20 protein-coding genes, 1 tRNA gene and 2 pseudogenes are annotated in these 22327 nt (G+C 68.6%); 8 read left to right on the top strand and 15 right to left on the bottom strand.

The features are described 5' to 3' along the window. Positions 1–78: 78 nt before the first annotated feature. Positions 79–1056: a Ppx/GppA family phosphatase gene (locus GOALK_RS09175; RefSeq protein WP_187346464.1), complete on the bottom strand. Its 978-nt coding sequence runs from the start codon at positions 1054–1056 to the stop codon at positions 79–81. Positions 1057–1111: 55 nt separating this feature from the next. On the opposite strand from GOALK_RS09175, the gene GOALK_RS09170 reads away from it, so the two are divergent. Next, the gene (locus tag GOALK_RS09170) at positions 1112–1972 is read left to right on the top strand and encodes a DUF3109 family protein (RefSeq protein ID WP_035752078.1); all 861 of its coding nucleotides are present in this window, start codon (positions 1112–1114) and stop codon (positions 1970–1972) included. A gap of 30 nt (positions 1973–2002) precedes the next feature. Here GOALK_RS09170 and GOALK_RS09165 read toward each other — a convergent pair whose 3' ends face one another. The 4 genes from GOALK_RS09165 to GOALK_RS09150 all read right to left on the bottom strand — a co-directional run bounded on the left by GOALK_RS09165 (position 2003) and on the right by GOALK_RS09150 (position 5350). Next, a complete protein-coding gene (locus GOALK_RS09165; RefSeq protein ID WP_006358524.1) occupies positions 2003–2689 on the bottom strand; it encodes a winged helix-turn-helix domain-containing protein in 687 nt (228 codons plus the stop codon). Beyond that, positions 2686–4044: a sensor histidine kinase gene (locus GOALK_RS09160; protein WP_006358523.1), complete on the bottom strand. Its 1359-nt coding sequence runs from the start codon at positions 4042–4044 to the stop codon at positions 2686–2688. The genes GOALK_RS09165 and GOALK_RS09160 overlap by 4 nt, the downstream gene beginning before the upstream one ends. A 139-nt stretch (positions 4045–4183) precedes the next feature. Beyond that, complete coding sequence (locus GOALK_RS09155) at positions 4184–4504, bottom strand: GNAT family N-acetyltransferase (RefSeq protein WP_006358522.1); 321 nt, start codon at positions 4502–4504, stop codon at positions 4184–4186. Between the two features lie 99 nt (positions 4505–4603). Beyond that, on the bottom strand, positions 4604–5350 hold the full coding sequence (locus GOALK_RS09150; RefSeq protein WP_006358521.1) for a phosphoglyceromutase: 747 nt from the start codon (positions 5348–5350) through the stop codon (positions 4604–4606). Between the two features lie 112 nt (positions 5351–5462). Here GOALK_RS09150 and GOALK_RS09145 point away from each other — a divergent pair, with 112 nt between their 5' ends. Further along, a complete protein-coding gene (locus tag GOALK_RS09145) occupies positions 5463–6908 on the top strand; it encodes an APC family permease (protein ID WP_006358520.1) in 1446 nt (481 codons plus the stop codon). Positions 6909–6976: 68 nt separating this feature from the next. Here the strand turns inward: GOALK_RS09145 and GOALK_RS09140 are convergent. The 4 genes from GOALK_RS09140 to mshA all read right to left on the bottom strand — a co-directional run bounded on the left by GOALK_RS09140 (position 6977) and on the right by mshA (position 10960). After that, a tRNA-Met gene (locus GOALK_RS09140) sits at positions 6977–7053 on the bottom strand. A gap of 80 nt (positions 7054–7133) precedes the next feature. After that, entirely contained in the window at positions 7134–8741 is a 1608-nt protein-coding gene (locus GOALK_RS09135; protein WP_006358519.1) for a 4-coumarate--CoA ligase family protein, read from the bottom strand. A 208-nt stretch (positions 8742–8949) separates the two neighbouring features. After that, positions 8950–9558 (bottom strand): type III secretion system chaperone family protein, encoded by a 609-nt coding sequence (locus tag GOALK_RS09130; protein WP_006358518.1) that lies wholly within the window; start codon positions 9556–9558, stop codon positions 8950–8952. A 37-nt stretch (positions 9559–9595) separates the two neighbouring features. Then, positions 9596–10960, bottom strand: coding sequence for a D-inositol-3-phosphate glycosyltransferase (gene mshA, locus GOALK_RS09125; protein ID WP_035752079.1), 1365 nt, complete (start codon positions 10958–10960; stop codon positions 9596–9598). A 148-nt stretch (positions 10961–11108) separates the two neighbouring features. Here mshA and GOALK_RS09120 point away from each other — a divergent pair, with 148 nt between their 5' ends. Genes GOALK_RS09120 through GOALK_RS09110 form a run of 3 tightly spaced genes read left to right on the top strand, consistent with a single transcriptional unit; the run spans position 11109 to position 13752 of the window. Next, positions 11109–12077, top strand: a complete 969-nt coding sequence (locus GOALK_RS09120) for a metal ABC transporter solute-binding protein, Zn/Mn family (protein ID WP_006358516.1) — start codon at positions 11109–11111, stop codon at positions 12075–12077. 5 nt (positions 12078–12082) lie between these two features. Then, the gene (locus tag GOALK_RS09115) at positions 12083–12886 is read left to right on the top strand and encodes a metal ABC transporter ATP-binding protein (protein WP_006358515.1); all 804 of its coding nucleotides are present in this window, start codon (positions 12083–12085) and stop codon (positions 12884–12886) included. Further along, positions 12883–13752: a metal ABC transporter permease gene (locus GOALK_RS09110; protein ID WP_006358514.1), complete on the top strand. Its 870-nt coding sequence runs from the start codon at positions 12883–12885 to the stop codon at positions 13750–13752. The genes GOALK_RS09115 and GOALK_RS09110 overlap by 4 nt, the downstream gene beginning before the upstream one ends. Here the strand turns inward: GOALK_RS09110 and GOALK_RS09105 are convergent. Continuing rightward, positions 13749–14294 (bottom strand): DUF2599 domain-containing protein, encoded by a 546-nt coding sequence (locus GOALK_RS09105; RefSeq protein WP_035751768.1) that lies wholly within the window; start codon positions 14292–14294, stop codon positions 13749–13751. The two genes, GOALK_RS09110 and GOALK_RS09105, sit on opposite strands and share 4 nt — an antisense overlap. A 63-nt stretch (positions 14295–14357) precedes the next feature. Between GOALK_RS09105 and GOALK_RS09100 the strand changes: the two genes are divergently transcribed. Continuing rightward, entirely contained in the window at positions 14358–15488 is a 1131-nt protein-coding gene (locus GOALK_RS09100; RefSeq protein ID WP_231498863.1) for a beta-mannosidase, read from the top strand. A 7-nt stretch (positions 15489–15495) separates the two neighbouring features. Here GOALK_RS09100 and GOALK_RS09095 read toward each other — a convergent pair. Then, positions 15496–15996, bottom strand: a pseudogene (locus GOALK_RS09095) (ABC transporter); the annotation flags it as partial. A 29-nt stretch (positions 15997–16025) separates the two neighbouring features. Continuing rightward, a pseudogene (locus GOALK_RS23715) lies at positions 16026–16478 on the bottom strand (hypothetical protein); the annotation flags it as partial. Positions 16479–16665: 187 nt separating this feature from the next. Here GOALK_RS23715 and GOALK_RS09085 point away from each other — a divergent pair. Continuing rightward, on the top strand, positions 16666–17469 hold the full coding sequence (locus GOALK_RS09085) for an alpha/beta fold hydrolase (protein WP_006358509.1): 804 nt from the start codon (positions 16666–16668) through the stop codon (positions 17467–17469). Positions 17470–17485: 16 nt separating this feature from the next. Here the strand turns inward: GOALK_RS09085 and GOALK_RS09080 are convergent, their stop codons facing one another. Then, the gene (locus GOALK_RS09080) at positions 17486–19039 is read right to left on the bottom strand and encodes a carboxylesterase/lipase family protein (RefSeq protein WP_006358508.1); all 1554 of its coding nucleotides are present in this window, start codon (positions 19037–19039) and stop codon (positions 17486–17488) included. Positions 19040–19103: 64 nt separating this feature from the next. Between GOALK_RS09080 and GOALK_RS09075 the strand changes: the two genes are divergently transcribed. Then, positions 19104–19886 (top strand): LamB/YcsF family protein, encoded by a 783-nt coding sequence (locus GOALK_RS09075; protein WP_006358507.1) that lies wholly within the window; start codon positions 19104–19106, stop codon positions 19884–19886. Between the two features lie 13 nt (positions 19887–19899). Here the strand turns inward: GOALK_RS09075 and rlmB are convergent, their stop codons facing one another. Together rlmB and cysS are read right to left on the bottom strand one after the other, a co-directional pair. Next, on the bottom strand, positions 19900–20862 hold the full coding sequence (gene rlmB / locus GOALK_RS09070) for a 23S rRNA (guanosine(2251)-2'-O)-methyltransferase RlmB (protein ID WP_006358506.1): 963 nt from the start codon (positions 20860–20862) through the stop codon (positions 19900–19902). After that, on the bottom strand, positions 20862–22253 hold the full coding sequence (gene cysS / locus GOALK_RS09065) for a cysteine--tRNA ligase (protein WP_006358505.1): 1392 nt from the start codon (positions 22251–22253) through the stop codon (positions 20862–20864). Before cysS ends, rlmB begins: the two co-directional genes overlap by 1 nt. Positions 22254–22327: the final 74 nt, after the last annotated feature.

Raw genomic sequence — 22327 nt, 5'->3', positions numbered from 1 at the left:
TGGGTACCTCTCGGCGCTCGTGGACGCACCGTCGACCGTCTCCCCCATCCCGCGCGCCCGTGGGCGTCGCAGACCGGATCAGCCGACGCCGCCCCGGGCGCCAGTCGTCTGTGAGGGCTCGAACGAGTCGGCTGGTTCCGCATCGAGTCGACGCAAGATAACACCCTCCCGCAGAGCCCACGGACAGATTTCCAGTGTATCGACTTGGAGGGCCCGCATAGCCGCCTCCGCCACGAGCGCGCCGGCGACCAGCTGACCGGCACGATCGGCGCTGACGCCTTCCAGTTCGGCGCGGTCGGAGCGGGTCATGCGGGAGATGAAGGAGATGAGCTGACGGAGTCCGCTCGTCGTCAGCTCGCGCCGGACACGGGGGCCCGCGCTCGACGGTGCCGCGCCGGTCAGGCGGGCGAGGCTGCGGAAGGTCTTCGAGGTGCCGACACACAGGTCGGGTGCGCCGGGCGCGAGGAGCTCCCTGGCGGGGGCGCGCAGTTCCGCGTCGAGCCAGTCCCGCAGCACACCGATCCGACGCCGGTCCGGCGGGTCGTCGGGCAACCAGTCGCGGGTGAGTCGTCCGGCGCCGAGCGGCAGCGACAGCGCGACGTCGGGTTCCTCGTCGACGCCGTTGGACATCTCCAGCGAACCGCCGCCGATGTCGAGGGCGAGGATGCGTCCCGCGCTCCACCCGCGCCAGCGTCGGACGGCGAGTGAGGTGAGCCGCGCCTCGTCGCGCCCGGACAGGACCGTGATACGCACCCCGGTGCGCTGCTCGACCTCGTCGAGCAGATCGTCGGAGTTGGTGGCGTCGCGGACCGCCGACGTTGCGAAAGCCATCATCTGCTCGCATCCGGAGGTGCCGGCGATGTGGGTGAACTCCGTGACGGAGTCGATCAGCTTGGACACCGCCTTGTCGCTCATCCGCCCGTCGGCGTCGATCTGTTCGGCGAGGCGCAGAACGGCCTTGGTCGAACTCATGGGCGTCGGGTGGCCACCGCGATGGGCGTCGACCACCAGGAGGTGAACAGTGTTGCTGCCCACGTCCAGAACTCCTAAGCGCACGCGTCAACGGTAGTGCAGGCTCCGTGTCGGCACGATCCCGGCTACCGTTGTGGTCGTGACCGCACTCTCGCCGTCCGCGCCACGAATCACGCCCGCCCCGGAGGTCGAACTCGACTTTCCGCGTGAATGGTACGAATTCGTCGATCCGGCCGATCCCGAACACTTCATCAGAGCTGACCTCACCTGGCTGCTGTCGCACTGGACGTGCGTCTTCGGCACCCCGGCCTGCCAGGGCATCCTGCCCGGACGCGAGACCGACGGCTGCTGCAGCCACGGCGCCTACCTGTCCGACTCCGACGATCGGGAACGTCTCGCCCACGGCGTCTCCATGCTCACCCCGGAGGACTGGCAGTTCTACAAGAAGGGCTCGGGCAAGAACCCGCTCGGCCCCAAGGGGTATCTCGAGGAGGGCGACCTCGACGACGAGCCGGCGCTCAAGACGCGACTCCACAAGGGCGCGTGCATCTTTCTGAATCGTCCGGGCTTCGAGGGCGGCGTCGGATGCGCACTGCATTCGATGGCCCTGCGCAAGGGACTCGAACCGCTGACCGTCAAGCCCGACGTGTGCTGGCAGCTGCCGGTGCGCCGTGAGCAGGACTGGGTGGAACGGCCCGACGGCACCCAGATCCTGCAGACCACGATCACCGAGTTCGACCGTCGCGGATGGGGCGAGGGCGGCCACGACCTCAAGTGGTACTGCTCGGGTTCACCCGACGCCCACGTCGGCGCGAAGCAGGTGTGGGAGTCCTATGCGCCCGAGCTGACCGAGCTCCTCGGCGCCCCCGCCTACGAGGCACTCGCGGCCGCCTGCCGGCGCCGTAAGGGTCTGGGGCTCATCGCCGTTCACCCGGCGACCACCGCCGCAACCGCACGCCGCGAGACCGACGTCAAATACGAGCTGCAGCCGCCGGAGTGAGCCGGGTGCGCGGGAGACCGCGCACCCGTTTCAGGCCTCGATCTTGTACCCGAGACCGCGGACCGTGATGAGGTGTTTGGGGCTGGCCGGGTCCGGCTCGATCTTGGAGCGCAGGCGTTTGACGTGCACGTCGAGGGTCTTGGTGTCGCCGACGTAGTCCGCTCCCCAGACCCGGTCGATCAGCTGCCCGCGGGTCAGCACGCGGCCGGCATTGCGCAGGAGATACTCGAGAAGATCGAACTCCTTGAGCGGCAACGTGATCGGCTCGCCGTTGACCGCCACGGTGTGTCGTTCCACGTCCATCCGGACCGGGCCCGCCTCGACGACACCGAGATCGAGGTCGTCGTCGCCGGCGTCCGCCCCGCGGCGCAGGACCGCCCGGATGCGGGCGATGAGCTCCCGCGCCGAATACGGCTTGGTCACGTAGTCGTCGGCGCCCAGCTCCAGTCCGACGACCTTGTCGATCTCGGTGTCCCGGGCAGTCACCATGATCACCGGCACGTTCGACCGGGCACGCAGGGCCTTGCAGATCTCCGTCCCCGACATCCCGGGGAGCATCAGATCGAGAAGGACGATGTCGGGGCTGACGCGGTCGAAGGCGGGCAACGCCTGGGCACCGTCGTTGACGATGCTGGCCTCGAACCCCTCCTTGCGCAGCAGAAAGGCCAGCGGATCGGCCAGCGATTCCTCGTCCTCGACGATCAGCACGTGGGTCAACTCTCGGATTCCTTGTCGTCAGCGGACCAGCCCACGTCGGACAGGTCCTCGGGGATACACAAAGTGAAGGTGGAGCCCGTACCGGGTTCGCTCCACAGATTGATCGTGCCGCCGTGGTTGGCGGCCACGTGTTTGACGATCGCCAGGCCCAGACCGGTGCCACCGGTCATCCGCGACCTCGCCTGGTCGACCCGGAAGAAGCGCTCGAAGACACGCTGCTGGTCGGCGCGGGCGATGCCGATACCGCGGTCGGTGACGGCGATCGCCACCATGGGACGGCCGTCGATCCGGATGATGCGTCGGCTGATCGAGACGACGGTGTCGGCGGGCGAGTAGGCGATGGCGTTCGAGATGAGGTTGTTCAGGGCAGTCAACAGCAGCAGCCGGTCGCCGCGGATCGTCGCGCCCAGCGGATCGTCGGAACGCAGTTCGATCGACGCCGCCTCGGCGGTGAGCGTCGCCGCGGCGAGGGCGTCGTCGACCAGTTCGTCGACGTCGATCGGGGTGAACTCGGGGGTGTCGCCGTCCTGCAGGCGCGACAGCGCGAGCAGCTCACTCACCAGCCTGCCCATACGTTTGGTCTCCCCCACAACCCGCTGGCCGAAGTGCTGGACCGATTCGACGTCGTCGGACGATTCCAGGAGAGCCTCGGCGAGCAGCCCGATCGCGCCGACCGGTGTCTTGAGTTCGTGCGACACGTTCGCCACGAAGTCGCGGCGGGTGGCCTCGAGACGCTTGTGTTCGGTGTCGTCGAGGCCGTAGACCACGGCGTACCGCTCGTCGTCCTGCGCCACCACCTTGGCCAGGCAGCGCACATGTTCGACGGTCGGCCGCGGGGTGCGGCCGGTGGAGACGAAGCCGAGGGTCGAGGTGGGTGGACTGAACTCGAAGTTCTGCTCGACGCCGGTGTCGAGGACGTCCTTGACGGCATCCCAGACGGGGTCGGCGAGCAACATGTCGCGGACGATCCCCAGTTCGACAGCCCGGTGATTGAACATCACGACGTCGCGGAACTCGTCGACCACCGCAACGGCGGTCGACGAGTTGCGAACGACCATGCTCAGCAGGCCGGCCTTGGTCATCCGGCCGTCGGCGGTCGTCGACGCGACATCGGAATCGCGGATCTCGGCCGAGGCGGGCACAGCCCTCGGGACCTGCGCGCGGTCGGTGGCCGGGACGGGCAGGGCCGCGGCGCCGGAGGCGTCGGATTGCATGGACGTGCTACCCCGGCCGAACAAGGAGCCGAGCGAGAAGCGTCGGGGCCACCGGGAGGCGCCGAGACAGCGACCCAGGATGACTCCGAGGATGAGCGCGAGTACGAACGCGATCGTCGCGGCTGAGATTGCGGCGGTCACAGGCCCAGCTTACGGCGGAACCAACGCGAGTTGCACACGTGTCGCAGCTGTTGGGCAGCTGTTCACGTGCCGTTCGCCGAAGGCCTTGCGGCCGCCGGGTCGGACCGTCGGCGGGTGGAGCCCACGCCGGCGGCGCGGATCACTGGGGGACCGGCACCGCCATGTCGGCGAACTCCGGATGGAGCTGGATGAAACGCTGTACATACGAGCAGACCGGCACGACCTGCTTGCCACTCGCCCGGATGTCCTCGAGGACGAACCGAACCAGTTGTCCCGCATAGCCGTGCCCGCTGTATTGCTCGCGGATCACTGTGTGCGTGAGCACGACCTGATACGGCTCGGAGACATAGTCGAGGTACCCGACCACCTCGTCCTCGCCGAAGGAATCGGAGGCGAGCATCGCCTCATACCGTTCCCGAGCAGGTGAATGATCGATCCGCAGGGTGCCCACATCCGCCATAGCGTCTAATGTAGCGCGCGTCACACCCAAGAAGCTATGACGATTATGTTACGCGCTCACCGCCCGGCGTCTGCGGGCGGCGAAGGCGTGTCGGAGAGGCTACTTCTGGCCCTGGGCCGCCACCGCGGCCGCGCCGGCCGCGGCCGCCTCGGGGTCGAGGTAGGTGCCGCCCGGGTTCAGAGGCTTGAGGTTCTCGTCGAGGTCGTACCGCAGCGGGTTGCCGGTGGGGATGTTCAGACCCGCGATGTCCTCGTCGGAGATGCCGTCGAGGTACTTGACGAGCGCCCGGAGCGAGTTGCCGTGGGCGGCGACGAGCACGGTCTTGCCTGCCTGGATGTCGGCGGCGATCGTCTCGGTGAAGTACGGGATCATCCGCGCCACGACGTCCTTGAGGCACTCGGTCAGCGGCACCTCGTCGAGGTCGGCGTAGCGCGGGTCGCCGACCTGGCTGTACTCGGCGTCGGGCTCGATGGCCGGCGGCGGGGTGTCGTAGCTGCGACGCCACAGCATGAACTGCTCCTGGCCGTACTTCTCCAGGGTGTCGGCCTTGTCGAGGCCCTGGAGCGCACCGTAGTGACGCTCGTTCAGACGCCAATCGCGGACCACCGGGATCCAGTGGCGGTCGGCGGTGTCGAGAGCGATCTGCGCCGTCGAGATGGCGCGTCGCAGCAGCGAGGTGTACAGGACGTCGGGCAGCAGATCGTGCTCGACGAGCAGCTCACCGGCCCGTACGGCCTCGGCCTTGCCCTTGTCCGTGAGTGCCACGTCCACCCATCCGGTGAACTGGTTGGACGCATTCCATTCGCTCTCGCCGTGACGCATCAGGATCAGGGTGCCGTTGCTCATGGGCGATAGTTTCGCACAGACGCGCTGCGCCCTCTTCCCACCGCCCGGCCATTTGGTGTCCGGCGTCGCGATTCGCGCGGCGACCCGCACGTCCGAGGTCTAGCGTTGTCGCATGACAGCCAGCACAAACGCCGGCGAGACCGGCAAGAATGCGGAACAGCAGCCCGAGCTCAAACGCGTACTGGGCTGGAAGCTGCTGCTCCTGTTCATCATCGGCGACATCCTCGGCACCGGCGTATACGCGCTGACCGGTCAGGTGGCGGGCGAGGTCGGGGGCGCGGCGTGGCTGCCGTTCCTCATCGCCTTCGCCGTCGCGACGCTCACCGCGTTCTCCTACCTCGAACTGGTGACGAAGTATCCGCAGGCCGCCGGGGCAGCGCTCTACGTGCACAAGGCCTTCGGCATCCACTTCATCACCTTCATCGTGCTGTTCACGGTGATGTGTTCGGGCATCACGTCGGCGACGACGGCCTCCCGCGCATTCGCGGTGAACATGCTGACCGCGTTCGGCGGCGAGTCCCCCGACGCCACGAATCCCGCCCTCTACGCAGTGGCCGTCGGTTTCCTGCTGCTCGTCATGTTCATCAACTTCCGCGGCGTCGCCGAGGGCGTCGGCACCAACGTCGTCCTGACCCTCGTGGAGCTGACCGGTCTGCTGCTCGTGCTGTTCATCGGTTACTGGTTCATCGCCGGCGGCAACGCCGAGCACTGGGATGCGGTGGTGGCGTTCGAGAGTCCCGACGACAAGAACGTCTTCATCGCCGTCACCGCGGCCACCTCGCTGGCCTTCTTCGCGCTCGTCGGCTTCGAGGACTCGGTCAACATGGCCGAGGAGTGCAAGGAGCCGACCCGCATCTTCCCGAAGGTCATGCTGAGCGGCCTCGGCATCACCGCCGCCGTCTACGTCCTGATCGCGATCTGCGCCGTGGCGATCGTGCCGGTGGGCGTACTGGCCGAGAGCGAGACCCCGCTCGTCGACGTCGTCCAGGCCGCGGCGCCGGACTTCCCGATCTCGGATCTGCTGCCGTGGATCTCGATGTTCGCGGTCGCCAACACCGCCCTGATCAACATGATGATGGCGAGCCGCCTGCTCTACGGCATGGCCAAACGCGGTGTGCTGCCCAAGTTCCTGTCGTACGTCCACCCGGGGCGCCGGACCCCGTTCGCGGCCGTCATCTTCACCACGGTCATCGCCCTGTTGCTGCTCACCTACGTGAGCTCCGACCCGAAGAGTTCCATCGTCGGGCTCCTCGGCGGCACCACCGCACTCCTGCTGCTCGCGGTGTTCACCATCGTCAACATATCGGTGCTCGTGCTACGTCGGGACACGGTGGAGCACAAGCACTTCCGCACCTCCACACCCGTCGCCGTGCTCGGCGCCGTCACGTGCGGGTATCTTACCCTGCCGATCACCGGCCGCGATCCCGAGCAGTATGTGATCGCCGGCTGGCTCCTGCTCCTCGGCGTGCTCCTGTGGGCGGTGACGTACTGGTGGCACCGACGATCCGGTGACCATGCGATCAGCTACGACGAGGTGCCGCCGCATCAGATGAATTGACGGCCTCGAGGAGAGCCCGGAAATGAAGCGACCCCCGACCAGGTGATCACCTGGTCGGGGGTCGTATCTGGTAGCGGGGACAGGATTTGAACCTGCGACCTCTGGGTTATGAGCCCAGCGAGCTACCGAGCTGCTCCACCCCGCGTTGCAAGGAGCAACACTATCCGCGGGGTGCGTCCTGCACCAAATCGGCAGCTCGGACGGGTCCTTGTCCTGCGCCCGGACCTACTTGCGCAGGTCCTTGCGGAGGATCTTGCCCGACGCCGACTTCGGGATCGCCTCGATGAACTCCACCGCACGAACCTTCTTGTGCGGGGCCACCTTCGACGCCACGAACTCCATCACCTCGTCAGCGGTCAGCTCCGCCTCGGGCTGCCGGACCACGAACGCCTTCGGGATCTCCTCCCCCGACTCCGCATCGATCACACCGATGACCGCCGAGTCCGCGATCTTGTCATGGGTCAGCAGCAGGGCCTCCAACTCCGCCGGCGGCACCTGGTAGCCCTTGTACTTGATGAGCTCCTTGAGCCGATCGACGATGTAGACACACCCCGTCGGATCGACCTGCGCCATGTCACCGGTGTGCAGAAAACCGTCGGCATCGATGGTGTCGGCGGTGGCCTGCTCGTTGTTGAGGTAACCGAGCATCACGTTCGGCCCCTTCACCCACAGCTCACCCGGCTCCGAGAGCCCTTCCTGCGGAAGAGGGATGTCCTCACCGGTGGCGGGATCGACGACCTTGTTCACCGTGTTCGGCACCGGCCAGCCCGTCGACGACAGCGGCGGATCCTCACGCCCCAGCGTGGCCTGGGTGTCGAAGGGGATGATGTGCGAGACCGGGGACAGCTCGCTCATGCCGTAGCCCTGCAACATGTGCAGGTCCAAACGCTTGGCCACGGCCTGACCCAGCTCGTCGTCGAGCGGGGCCGCCCCCGACATCATCGTGTGCAGCGAAGACAGGTCGTAGTTGTCCACGATCGGGTGCTTCGCGAGCGCCACCGCGACCGGCGGCGCGATGTAGGCCATCGTCACCTTGTGGTTCTGGATGTTCTCCAAGAACTCCACCAGGTCGAATCGCGGCATGATGACCAGCGAACCGCGAGCCGCGAGAGCCGCGTTGAGCAGCACCGTCATTCCGTAGATGTGGAAGAACGGCAGCACCGCGATCACCACATCGTCGGCGGTCATGCCCTGCAACGGCTTCAGCTGGGCGACGTTGGCGACCAGGTTGCGGTGAGACAGCGCAACACCCTTGGGGTTCCCGGTCGTTCCCGAGCTGTAGGGCAACACCGCCACATGGGTGGCGGGGTCGAAGGAGACGTCCGGCGCGGGCAGGTTCGGACCCAGCAGATCCACCGCGTTCGGGTGACCCGAGGCGTCCTGCCCCTCACCGTCGAGGACGATGAGGCTCTCCGCGGCCAGCCCCACCTCGTCGGCGGCCGCCTTGGCCTGCTCGAACATCGGCGAGATGGTGACCAGCATCTTGGCGCCGGAATCCCGGAGTTGCTTGGCGATCTCAGTCGCGGTGAACAGCGCATTGATCGTCGTCGCCGTCGCGCCCGCGCGCAGGATGCCATGGAACACGGTCGCGAACGCCGGGATGTTCGGCGAGAGGATGCCCACCACGTCCCCGACCCCGATCCCCCGCGACGCCAAGGCGCCGGCCGCGGCCTCGATCTGGCCGATCAGCTGGCCGTAAGTGGTCGTCGAACCCGACTTCGGGTCCACCAGGGCGATCCGTTCGCGGTCCTCGTCGGCGACCGACCCGAACAGGTAGTCGAAGACACTCACATCGGGGATCTCGACGTCGGGGAAAGGACTGGTGAAGCTCATGGCACCTCCGGTGATGGGTCGGTTCTGCCCGCACACCGTATCAACAATCGTTGCCGCGGTGTGACCTGGACCTCTCCATCCAATCAAACTCCCCCGGCCCGGTGGGACACCACCTACAAGAACCGCCCCTCGAATCGACCCCAGATCGCGGCCACCGACGATATATGTCTGCGAGCAGCTGCCCAGGGCGGTTGGTCGGGAGCGTTTCTCAGTCGTCGGACGCAGGCTCGTCGCTGGAGGTCTGTGCGCCCTCGACGACGGACTCGCCTGGGACGTAACGTCCTTCGAGCGGGGCGCCGGCCTCGGGCAGCGCCTCCTTGTCGATGAGGTGCTCGAAGGCCAGGAGGTTCCGCAGGGATTCACCGCGCGACACGCGCCAGGCCCACTCGCGCTGGATCGAGGAGAGGAAGCCGAGTTCGAGCAGGGTGTTGAAGTCGCCGTCGGCGGCCTCCAGTACCTGCCCGAGGACGCGGTCGAGTTCGTCGGAGCCGAGTGCGTCGGCCGAGATCCGGCCGACGAGGTAGATGTCGCCGGTGTTGTCGATGGTGTAGGCGACGCCGAACAGCCGACGGTTCCGCTTGAGCAGGTATTTGTAGACGCCCGCGTGGTTCTCGTCGGGTCGGCGGCACACGAAGGCCTCGACCCTGACCCCGTGTTCGCTGGCGGTGAGCAGGACCGTCGTCTTGAGCTTCTGCTCGCCCGGGAGTTCCAGGATGACGTGGTCGACGTCGGCTCCACCACCGCTCTTACGCGAGTAGGCGATCTCGTTCTCGGTCAGTGTCTTCTCGAGCAGGTCGACGACCTCGGTGCGACTCACGACATCCTCTCGGTGGGGAACGGGTACTGCGAGACCCTCAGACGGTCACCCGATTGCGCCGCCGACGCCAGCGCCGGCGAGCCCGGGCGGGGCCGCCCGGTGTCTGTGCCGCCGCCTGCTCGGCGTCTCGGTGGGCGGCATCGGTCTGAGCGGCGAAGGACTCCATCGCCCAGCGGTAGCTCTCGATCAGCTGGTCCACCGTGTGCTCCCAGGAGAACTTCTCGGCGTGGCGTCGGGCGTTGCGGCCGAGTTCGGCCAGCCGATCGGGTTGCGCCAGAAGCTTTTCCAGTGCATTCGTCCAGTCGCCGGGCACATGACCATTGACCAGCACACCGGTGCGTCCGTCGTCGACGGCGACGCCGAGACCACCGACATCGGCGGCGATGACCGGCGTCCCGCAGGCCTGCGCCTCGATGGCCACGAGACCGAAACTCTCGGAATGACTGGGCACCGCGACCAGGTCCGACGCGCGGTACACCTGGACGAGCCGATCCGACGGCTGCGGCGGGAGGAAGGTGACGGACTCGGAGATCCCCAGTTCGGCTACCTGATCCATGAGCGCGGTGGGGCGTTGCAGTCCGGAACCCGACGGCCCGCCGACGATCAGGAGTCGCAGCTTCCGCCCGGACCCGACTTCTTTGATCAGCGGCGCGATCGCGGCGACCAGGAGATCGGGAGCCTTGAGCGGCTGGATCCGTCCCACGAACGTCACGATCGTCTCGTCGGGATCGAGGCCGAGGACCGACCTGGCCTCGGCCGACGAGCCGGGCGTGTAGCACTCGAGGTCGGCGCCCGGCGTGACCACGTCGATGCGGTCGGCGTCCGCGTCGTACATCGAGAGAAGTTCTGCCGCTTCGGTTTCGGTGTTCGCGACCAGCCGGTCGGCCTCGCCCACCACCTGCTGCTCGCCGATGACGCGCAGTTGCGGCTCGGCGGTGTCACCCTCTGCGAGGGCGGCGTTCTTGACCGCGGCGAGAGTGTGGGCGGTGTGCACCAGCGGCACGCCCCAGCGGTCGCGCGCCAGCCAGCCGACCTGCCCCGACAACCAGTAGTGCGAGTGGATCACGTCGTAGTGGCCCGGCGCCTGCGCCGCCTCGGCGCGCAGCACTCCCGCGGTGAACGCGCAGAGCTGGGCGGGGAGGTCTCGCTTGTCGAGACCCTCGAAAGGCCCGGCGATCACGTGGCGGACGGTGACCCCCGGCGCGGCCGCGACCGACGGCGCGTCGGACGACGAGGTCGCCCGGGTGAAGATCTCGACCTCGATGCCGCGTCGGGCCAGCCGGATCGCCGTCTGCCAGACGTAGACGTTCATCCCGCCCGCGTCGCCGGTACCCGGCTGCGCCAACGGCGAGGTGTGCACGGAGATCAGCGCAACACGCCGCGGCAACGGGCTGGAGGTCATGGTCTCCACCTTAGAGAAATGGCGCAGACGGTGGCGCGCGCCCTCCGCGTCGACCAGCGCACACCGCAGTTCTCCCGCGGCTTCGCGTCGGGCCCGGCCATCCCCTACACTGTTTTCGGTAACGATTGTCATTTGCGTAAAGGGTGTCATGAGGAAAACGCTTCTCGCCGCGGCCGGAGTCCTGTCCGCCGCCGCGCTGGTGCTGGCCGGCTGCTCGAGCGACTCCGGAAACGGTGACGGCACCCCGACCGTGGTCACGTCGACCAACGTCTGGGGCGCGGTCGCCTCGGCCGTCGCCGGCGACAAGGCGACCGTCGCCTCCGTCTACACCAGCACCGAGGGCGACCCCCACGAGTTCGAGCCGTCCGCCGCCGACACCGCGACGATCGCCGACGCCGACATCCTCGTCATGAACGGCGGCCACTACGACGCCTACATGGAGCAGGCCGCGAAGTCCTCGGGCGCGACCGTCGTCGACGCCTACGCCCTCACCCGCAGCGACGACCATGACGCGCACGATCACGATGCCGACGGACAGAGCGCAGACGACCACGCGGATCACGCCGATCACGACCACGGCGACGAGAACGAGCACGTCTTCTACGACCTGCCCGTCGTCGCGGAGGTCGCCGACAAGGTCGCCGACGCCCTCGCCGAGCAGGACCCGGAGAACGCGGGGACCTACCGCGCGAACGCCGAGACCTTCACCACCGGCATCGACGAACTGCGAGCCGAGGTCGCCAGCATCCGCAAGGCGCACGACGGCACGAAGGTGGCCCAGACCGAACCGCTCGCGGGGTACCTGCTCACCGAGGCCGGCCTGATCGACGCGGCTCCGGCCGGGTTCACCCAGGCCGTCGAGGAGGGCCAGTCGCCGTCCGCCGCGGACCGCGCGGCCATGCAGGATCTGCTCGCCTCCCGCGGCGCCGCCGTCCTGATCTACAACGTCCAGGCCGTCGACCCGGTGACCCAGGCGATGCTCGACGTCGCGAAGTCCGCGAAGGTGCCCGTGGTCGAGTTCACCGAGACCCTCCCGGACGGCGTCACCGACTACCTCGTCTGGCAGCGCGCACAGATCGACGCGCTCGCGACAGCCCTCGACGCCGAGAAGGGGTGACCGCGATGACGGCGGGAACCGACCCGGTGGTCACGTTCTCGGGTGCGCGACTCGGCTTCGGCGACCGCGTGCTCTGGGACGACCTCGACCTGACGATCCGACCGGGTGAGTTCGTCGCCGTGCTCGGCCCCAACGGGTCCGGGAAGACCTCGTTCCTGCGCGTCCTGTTACGTCAGTACTCACTCGACCGCGGCACCGTCACGACCACCGACAAGATCGGCTACATCCCGCAGCAGCACGCCGACGAGGGCGACCCGATGGCCCTCCGGGGCCGGGACCTGGTCGGTTTCGGCGTCGACGGCAACCGGTGGGGACTCGGACTGCGCGGGCGGTCCCGCCGCCGCGACCTCGTCGACCAGGCACTCGCCGCGGTGGACTCGCTCCCCTACGCCGACGCCCCGCTCGGTGTCCTCTCCGGAGGCGAACAGCAGCGGCTGCGCGTGGCCCAGGCGGTCGTGAGCGATCCCGACCTCCTGCTGTGCGACGAACCGCTGGCGAGCCTCGACCCGACCAACCAGCAGGTGGTCGTCGACCTCATCGACCAGCGCCGCAAGCAGGCGGGAACGGCGGTCGTGTTCGTCACGCACGAGATCAACCCGATCCTCCCCTACGTCGACCGCGTGCTCTATCTGGTCGGCGGACGGTTCCGCGTCGGCACACCCGACGAGGTGATGACCACGGAGACGCTCAGCGAGCTGTACGGCAGCGACGTCGAGGTGCTCCGGGTCAACGGTCGCCTCGTCGTGATCGGCGGCGAGGATGCACACCACTGCGTCGACATCGCCGAAACCGGGAGTCAGCCCCTATGAGCGTGACTCCGCTGGCCGCCGAACGTCAGTTCAGCGACCTCTGGGACTTCTCGACGACCATCGACCTGCTCGGCTACGACTTCATGCAGCAGGCGCTGCTCGCGATGGTCCTGCTCGGCCTGGTGGGCGGACTGCTCGGGCCGTTGATCGTCGCCCGGCAGATGTCGTTCGCGGTCCACGGCTGCAGTGAGCTGTCGGTGACGGGCGCGGCCGCGGCGTTGCTCGCCGGCGTCAGCGTGAACCTCGGCGGTGTCATCGGCGCAGTCCTCGCCGCGGCGGTCTTCGGCATCCTCGGCAACAAGGCCCGGGAACGCGATTCGGTGATCGGTGTCGTGATGGCGTTCGGCCTGGGCATCGGTGTCCTGTTCCTGGCCCTCTACGGCCGGATCGGCACCGGTTTCGCGCTGCTGACCGGACAGGTCGTGAGCGTCGGACTGAACGGCCTGGTCGCGATCACGATCACGACGGCCATCGTCGTCGCGGTGCTCGCGGTGATCTACCGGCCGCTGCTGTTCGCGTCGACCGATCCGCGCGTCGCACAAGCGCACGGCGTGCCCGTCCGGACGCTGTCCGTCGTCTTCGCGATCATCATGGGACTCGCGGCCGCCCAGGGCGTCCAGATCATCGGCGCGCTGCTGGTGATGTCGTTGCTGATCACCCCGGGTGCCGCCGCTGCACGGGTGACGGCCAACCCGATGCGGGCGCTGGTGCTGTCGGTCGTCTTCGCCGAGGTCGCCGCGGTCGGCGGCTTGTTGATGTCGCTCGCGCCGAAACTCCCGGTCTCGGTGTTCGTCACGATCATCTCGTTCGTGATCTACGTGGTCTGCCGCATCATCGGCTCGCGCCGCGTGCACACGACGCGCTAGTACTCCTCGGCGAATCCCGGATTGCATCGGGCGCCGATCATGTCCTCCTCGGGGACGACGGGCCGTCCGGGTTCCAGGTTCCAGCTCGGCTTCTCCGGTTCGATGATCCGCGCGAACCGCCAGTGACAGTCGAACTGTGCCTGCATGCCGGGGGTGTCGGCGTTCGCGTCGAGTCCGACGACCTCACGCCAGGCCGCGGCCATCGCCGCCGGGTCCTGCGTGTACCGACCCGAGGTCGTCGGGAAGACGGAGAGGCTCGGTCCCACTTCCGTCTCCGTCCACTCGACGTGGTCGATGAACGGCGGCCGATAGACCACCGTCGGAGTGGTCGACCTACTCGCGGGTCCCGGACCTGTCGTGATGGTGGACGTGGGGGCAGAATCCGTACTCACCTGAGTGGTCGTCGACGTCGCGCCGACCGACTCGCCGGCCTCGCCGGATTCCGCACTGCAACCCGCCAGGAACAACGTGGTCGAGACACCTCCCACTCCGGCCAGAGCACAGATTCGCGCCGTTGTCTTCCTGAAGCCTCCCGCGCTCATACGGCCACCGTAGGGCACGAGTAGCCTGCATCTGTGATTCACCGGCGAACATTCGGTCGGGCGGTGCGCACGGGGACGACCGTGCTCATCGTCACCGTGTTCGTCCTGCTCATCGGTCTCAGCGGGGGCGACCGCGATTCCGCACCGCACGCCGGTGACTCGACTCGTCCCCGCGTGCGCGCGACCTCGGACGGCCTCACCCTCGACGGGAAACCGTGGTGGCCGGTGGGTTTCAACGCCTACCAGCTGGGCACCGACTGGTCGGTGAACGTCGGCTGCGGCGCCGAGGTCGATCTCGATGCATACTTCGCGGCGTTGCCACCCGGGGCCCTGACGCGGTTCGACCTCTACTCGTCCTTCGCCTCCGACAAACACACGGGACTGCTGAACTTCGAACCACTGGACCGGGTCTTCGAAGCCGCGAAGCACCACGCACAGCTGGTGCTGCCGGTCCTTGCCGGCGGCTCGGGGGACTGCGAGGACGGCAGGTTCAAGGAGCGGGCCTTCTATGTGGACGGGTGGCTGTCGAAGGGTGCCTCCGCGACGACCTCCCGAGGTCATCTGACGTATGCCCAATGGGTCGAGACCGCAGTGTCCCGCTGGCGTGACGAATCGTCGATCGTCGGATGGGAGCTCGTCGGCGAGCCCGAACCCGGAGTCTGCGGCAGATCCTGCGACTGGCGGCGACGCGTGTGTCCCGGCGATGCCACGGCCGTGTTGCGCTCGTTCTTCGACCGGGCCGGCGCGCATCTGCGATCGTTCGACGACTCGCGCCCGATCTTCTCCGGACTCGTGGGTGGCGACCAGTGCGGGATCGCCGGCGACGGTTACCTCGAGGTCGCTCGCTCCGACGGGATCGACGTCCTCGACTTCCACGACTACAGCTCCACCGACGACCCCGACCCCGGACCGCAGGGCAGCGACCTGTCGACCCGGATCGATCAGGCCCGACGACTCGGTAAACCGTTGGTGGTCAACGAGATCGGCATCGAAGCAGGTTCGTGCCTGTCCCTGGGGACCCGCGCCCGGCGCGTCGACGCCGCCATGTCCCGCCGGCGGGACGCCGGTGTCGCGGGCGTCCTGCTCTGGTCCTTCGTCCCCGACCCCCGCACCTCCGAGTGCACCTACGACATCGGGCCGCGCGACCCCGCATGGGATGTGTTGCGCGCCAACGTCCCTCAGCCGACCGGCTGAGGGGACCTCAGCCCGTGATCCGGTAGACGCGCCAATCGGGCAGATCGGCACCGTCGTTGGGGGCCTCGAGAACGCGGACCCCGATCTGGGCACCGTTCTCGTACATCGTCGGGTAGCGCTGGTTGATGGCGTCCGACACCCCGCGCCCCTCGGCCGGAACGGTGAGGAAGTACTGCACCCCGCCGCCGACCGGGTCGTTCAGCAACTGCGCGAAGTCGCGGTCCGACGGGATGACGAACTGTCGCGGCCGCTCGGACTGGGCGACCACCGCGAAGCCGTACACGGTGTCGCACAGGACGGCCCCGTCGGGCAGTTCGAGCGAGTCCAGGTACTTCGCCAACGCCCGTTCGGTGGAGAACGACCGCACGACGCGCTGTTCGTCGAGGTACTTCTTCTCGACCGACTGCGGTCGAGGATCGACCACCGAACCCACCGCGAACTCCTGCGGTGCGTACTTGGGTGAAGTCATCCCCATCGCGGTCACCGGGATCGCGGCGGCCATCAGCACGACGACGGCCCCGGCGGCGGACGGGTACGCGAGCCCGCGGTACGCAGGTAGGTCCGCAGGACGAGGTCGACGGCGTTGCGCTCGACGCGAATCCCACGCAGCGACAACGCGATCGGCGAGTTCACCGCGGCATCGATCGGGGTGCGCGAGATCAGCCGCCCCTCCTGCAGCACGTCGACGGTGCCACCGGTGACGAAGGTCGGGAACTGCGCGGTCCCGCGGATCTCGGTGGGGATCAGCCCCGGCGGCACCGCGAGCGACAGGCTGACCTCGCCCTGCTGTCCGGGGAACGAGACGGTCGGCGACGACCCGAGTTCGCGCATGCTCAACGGTGGTGGCGGATCACCCGGCGCCGCGGTTGCGGGGGCGGTGAGCGCCCCGGTCGAGACGATCCCGGCCAACAGCAGACCCGCCAGCAGCAGGCTCACGCTGCGACGGCTCCGGACAGGCGAAAATGCCTGGAGCGCCCAGGACGTGCACATACTTCACCCTCCGAATGACCCCCGGACAACACCCCATCGCCTCGGCGTTCAACCTATCCCATGCCCCTGCCGGGTACATCTTTGTCCGGCGAAGCAATGGTCTCGATTGCCGAAGGTCTCCCCGCGCCACGGCGAAGTCTGCAACCATGGCGGAGCGGAGGAGTCCACGCCAACCCGAGGAACGCCCATGCGCACAGTTCACGTCGGCGACGAGGTCGACGGCGGAACGTACGTGGACGTCGCCGGGACCACGCTCTGGCATTTCTCCGCCGGTGACCCGCAGGGCACCCCGACCGTCCTGTTGCACGGCATCTTCGCGTCCGCCGCGTCCTGGGGCGCGCAGGTCCCCGACTTCCTCGACGCCGGACTGTTGCTGTTCATGCCCGAGCGGCCCGGTCACGGCCACAGTCCCGACACCACCAGCGATTTCACCTGTGCATCGATCGCCGAGCGCACGATCGCCTATCTCCAGACGGTCGTCGGACGGCCGGCGAACATCGTCGGGTGGGCCGACGGTGCGGCGATCGCCCTCGTCGTCGCCCGGGACCGGCCCGATCTCGTCAACCGGATCGTGTACGTGGGTGGCTACCTGAACCCCCGTGGGCGCCGACCCGATCGGTTCTCCGACATGGTGCTCAGCCGCAATCCCGTCACCGTCGAATACCTGCGCACCCACCACGATGCGACATCGCCCGATGGGCCCGAACACTTCTCGGTCGTCTACGACAAGACGCTTCGAATGCTCGCCGCCGAACCCGACTACGCGGTCGCCGATTTCGCCGGCGTCCGGGCGCCGGTCCTCGTGGTGGTCGCCGACCGCGGGCTGGTCCGGATGGAACACGCCCTGGAGATCGTCCGGACGCTGCCCAACGCCCGGTTCGCGGTGCTGCCCGGTACGCACATCGTTCCGGTGGAGGCACCAGAACTGTTCAACCCGCTCGTACTGTCGTTCCTCGCCGCCGACCCGCCGACCCAGTGGCTACCGGAGTGACCCGACGGGTGTGCGGTCAGGCCTGCGACGGTGCGTGCACCCGGTACCAGGCCCGGCGACGCAGGGTGTCGGGGTCGGCGACGACACGGTCCGGGTCGTTGATGACCAGGACCTTCCGCTCGCCGGTGGTGTAGACCGGCCAGCCCAGACCGGGGTCGCCGGTGCGGGCGAAAGCACCCCAGCGCCCCTGCACGTTCTCGGTGACGCGGCGCGTGCCCGGCCAGTCGGCGATGGCGAGTCCGGCCCCCATCGGTGCCCGGTAGGCACCGAACACGGTGAACAGTTCCGTCGCGTGCGTCGCACCGAAGCCCGTCGCGTCCAGCACCTTCGTCCGGTAGTCGTAGCGGTAGACGTAGGTCGGCGCGACCTTGCTGTGTCCGTCGGCGAAGGCGGTCATCGGCGCCCAGAAGATCGAGTCGCCGGCCAGCCGGATGCGGTCGCGGTCGCCGTTGCCGTACTGCGAGGCGATCTCGCGGCGGACCTCCTCGTCCTCCACCCGCATCAGCATGCGTTCGGAGTCGGGTAGTACGTTCCAGAGCTTCGCGAAGAGCTTTCCCTCGTCCTTGTTGCTCCCGATCACCAGCGGCACCGGCACCGTCAGTCCCTCGGCTGCCGCGGCCAGCGGCGAGCGCGGCAGCACGTCACCGTCGACGACCGGCGCGAACGGGATGGCCCCGCCGGACGACTTGGTCGCGAACCGCATCAACCGGTTGCCGGCCTCGAGCAACAGGGCCGGGTTGGGTGTGGTGAGGAGGCGCTGCGCCTCGGCCGGGTCGACGGGATCCTCGGTGCGTTCCATCGAGGTGTTCCGGCGCTGCGGGTCGCGGAGGATCCGGACGAACTCGTCGGCGTAGACGGTCGCCGCATCCTGCTCGACCACGAGTTCGGGAGCCGGACTCTGCGCGATGGCGTGGTGGAACAGGCCGGTGGCCTCCGGCGCGGACAGCAGAGCGAGGACCGAGGAGCCGCCGGCGCTCTCGCCGAAGACGGTCACGTTGTCGGGGTCGCCGCCGAACGCGGCGATGTTCTCCTGCACCCAGCGCAGCGCGGCGATCTGGTCGCGCAGACCCGCGTTGGTGTCGAACGGCCGGTCGTCCGTGGCGAACTGCGAGAGGTCGAGAAAACCGAAAGGCCCGAAGCGATATTGGATCGTCACCACGACGACGTCCTGGGCGCGTGCCAGGAAGGCGCCGTCGTAGAGCGGCGTCGCGGCGGTGCCGAGGATGAAGGCTCCGCCGTGGATGAAGACCATCACCGGGCGCGGCCTGCTCGATTCCACCTCGGGCGAGAACACGTTGAGGGTCAGGCAGTCCTCGGCCATCGGGGCGAACCTGCCCGGCGCAACCGCGGTGAACCGCTTCTCCTGGATGGCCGCCTTGGCGATCTTGGTGCAGTCCCGGACGCCGGGCCAGTCGTGCACCGGTTCGGGAGCGCGGAAGCGGCGGTGAGCCACCGGGGGTGCGGCGAACGGGATGCCCCGCCAGCTGATCGTGCCGCGGCGGAGCCGCTTCCCCCGGGCGCCACCGATGACGCCGTTGACCGTGGTGACCTTGGTGTCGAGCAGTGCCATTCCCCCACTGTAGACGAATCGCACGTTTCGTCTGTTCAACCGTTGGCAGAACTAGGATGTGGCCATGACCCCCGACAGGGCCACGACCGACCCGGCGCCCGCTCCTCGCATCGATCTCAACGCCGATCTCGGCGAGGGTGTCGGCGACGACGAAGCGATGCTGACCATCGTCACCAGCGCCAACGTCGCATGCGGCTTCCACGCGGGGACGCCCGCGGACCTGCTGGCGACGTGCCGGGCGGCCGTCGCCGCCGGTGTACGCATCGGCGCCCAGGTCTCCTACCCCGACCGCGCGGGATTCGGCCGCCGCTTCATGGAGATGTCGACGCCGGACCTGATCGCCGACCTCGTCTACCAGATCGGCGCGCTCGACGCTCTCGCCCACTCCGTCGGCGGGGCGGTCACATATGTGAAACCCCATGGCGCGCTGTACAACACGGTCGTCCACCACCAGCAGCAGGCCGATGCGATCGTGACCGCGGTGCGCGACGTGAACCCCGACCTCGCGGTGATGGGCCTACCGGACTCGGAGGTCCTCGCCCGCGCCGAACGTGCCGGACTCGCGGTCATCACCGAGGCCTTCGCCGACCGCGCCTACACCCCGGCCGGCACACTCGTCCCCCGCACCGAGCCGGGGGCGGTTCTCTCCGACAGCACCGAGATCGCGCGCCGCGTCGTCGAGATGACCACGAGCGGACGACTCACGGCCGTCGACGGCTCGGTCATCACCGTCGCCGCGGATTCGATCTGCCTGCACGGCGACACCCCGGGCGCGGTCGACCACGCCCGCGCGGTCCGCGAGGCCCTCGGCCGGGCCGGCGTCGAGGTCGCGCTCCACCGGGCCTGAGGGTTGCCGGTCGTTACCGACGACGCCGCTGACGAGCGAATTCGGCGAGCACGACGCCCGCGGCTACCGACGCGTTGAGCGACTCGACGTCACCCGCCATCGGGATGGAGAGGATCGAGTCGCAGCTCTCGCGCACGAGCCGCGACAGTCCCTTGCCCTCCGACCCGACGACGATCACGGTAGGGCCGGTGCCGTCGTACTCGTCGAGGGTGACGTCGCCGTCGGCATCCAGACCCACGAGCTGGGCACCGGAGTCCGCCCAGTCCTTGAGGGTGCGGGTCAGGTTGGTGGCGCGCGCGACCGGGAGACGCGCGGCGGCGCCGGCACTGGTCCGCCAGGCCACCGCGGTCACACTCGCGCTGCGTCGGGCCGGGATCACCACACCGTGCCCGCCGAACGCGGCCACCGAGCGGATCACCGCGCCCAGGTTGCGCGGGTCGGTGATGTTGTCGAGGGCCACCAGCAGAGGCGGGGTGCCGCTGGCCTTTGCATCGGCCATCAGATCGTCCGGATGGGTGTACCGGTACTCCGGCACCTGGAGGGCGATGCCCTGGTGCATTCCGTTGGTGGACAACCGATCCAGCTCCGGTTTGCCGACCTCGAGGATGGAGATCGCCTGATCGCCGGCGATCTTGACCGCCTCGGCGACGCGCTCGTCCGGCTCGGAGTTGGTGGCGATGTAGAGCGCCGTCGCGGGAACGCCGGCGCGCAGGCACTCGACCACCGGGTTGCGACCGAGGACGTACTCGGGACCCTCGTCCTTGGCTCGCGCCGCGCCGCCACCGCTGCGTCCTGCACCCGACTTCGCCGCGGCCTTGGCCTTCTTGTGCGCGGGATGGTACGGGCGGTCGACCGCCTTCGGGGTGGCGCCGCGGGCCTCGAGTCCACGACGACGCTGGCCGCCGGACCCGACGACCTGTCCCTTCTTGGTGCCCGACTTCCGGATCGCACCCTTACGCTTCGAATTTCCTGCCATCACGCCTCACCCTTCAATGCCCACTGTGCACCATCAGGGGTGTCGGTCACCTCGATGCCGGCCTCGGCCAGGCGGTCTCGGACCGCGTCCGCGGTCGCCCAGTCCTTGGCGGAACGCGCGTCCGCGCGTCGTTGCAGTTCGGCGCGCACCAGCACGTCCAGCGCGGAGGTGGCGGCCGAGTCGTCGGCCGTACCGGCCCATTGGTCGTCGAGCGGGTCGACGCCGAGAATCCCCATCATGGCCCGCACCGACGACGCGGCTGCGAGAGCGGCCGCCCCGTCACCCGATTCGAGTGCGGTGTTGCCCTGCCGGACGACGTTGTGCACCACCGCGAGAGCCGCGGGGACGCCGAGATCGTCGTCGAGTGCGGCACCGAACTCGGGGTCGATGTCGCCGATCACCACGTCACCGACGCGGGCGGCGACACGCTCGACGAACGACTCCACCCGCCGGTAGCCGGCGGCCGCCTCGGTGAGCGCACCGGGCGAGTACTCCAGCATCGACCGGTAGTGCGCGCTGCCGAGGTAGTACCGCAGTTCGACGGCACGGACGCGCTGCAGCATCGCGGGGATCGACACCACGTTGCCCAGCGACTTGCTCATCTTCTCGCCACCCATGGTGACCCAGCCGTTGTGCAGCCAGTAGCGCGCGAACGGGTCCCCGGCGCCGTGCGCCTGGGCGATCTCGTTCTCGTGGTGCGGGAACACCAGATCCATTCCGCCGCAGTGGATGTCGAACTCCGAACCCAGCAGGCTGGTGGCCATCGCCGAGCACTCGAGGTGCCAGCCCGGGCGTCCCGGCCCCCACGGTGTCGGCCATGACGGCTCGTCGGGTTTGGCCGCCTTCCACAGGGTGAAGTCGCGGTGGTCGCGCTTGCCGGTGCCCGCGCTCTCACCCTGGTGCACGTCGTCGAGCTTGTGCCCGGACAGCGCACCGTAGTCGGGCAGGCTGCGGACGTCGAAGTACACGTTGCCGTCGGCGACGTAGGCGTGCCCGCGTTCGATCAGCCGCTCCATGTACTCGACCATCTGGGTCACGAAGCCGGTCGCGCGCGGTTCCGCGGACGGCGGCAGAACGCCGAGGGCGCGGTAGGCGTCGTCGAAGGCGCGCTCGTGGGTGGCCGCCCACTCCCACCACGGGCGCCCGGCGTCGGCGGCCTTGCGGAGGATCTTGTCGTCGATGTCGGTGACGTTGCGGACGAACAGCACGTCGAGGCCCTGATGGCTCAACCAGCGCCGGAGGATGTCAAAGGCGATGCCGCTGCGGACGTGGCCGATATGGGGAACACCCTGCACAGTCGCGCCACAGAGGTACACCGATGCCCGGCCTGGGCGCAGCGGCACGAAGTCGCGCACCTCTCGGGAGCTGGTGTCATACAGGCGCAGGGTCACGACCGGCCATCCTACCGGACCACGATCGGGCCACCGACCACGCGAGCGCGCGGACGAGCCCCGTTCCGCAGCCG

It is taken from the genome of Gordonia alkanivorans NBRC 16433 (assembly GCF_000225505.1).
Lineage (GTDB): Bacteria > Actinomycetota > Actinomycetes > Mycobacteriales > Mycobacteriaceae > Gordonia > Gordonia alkanivorans.
This window is presented reverse-complemented; position numbering and strand designations above follow the sequence as displayed.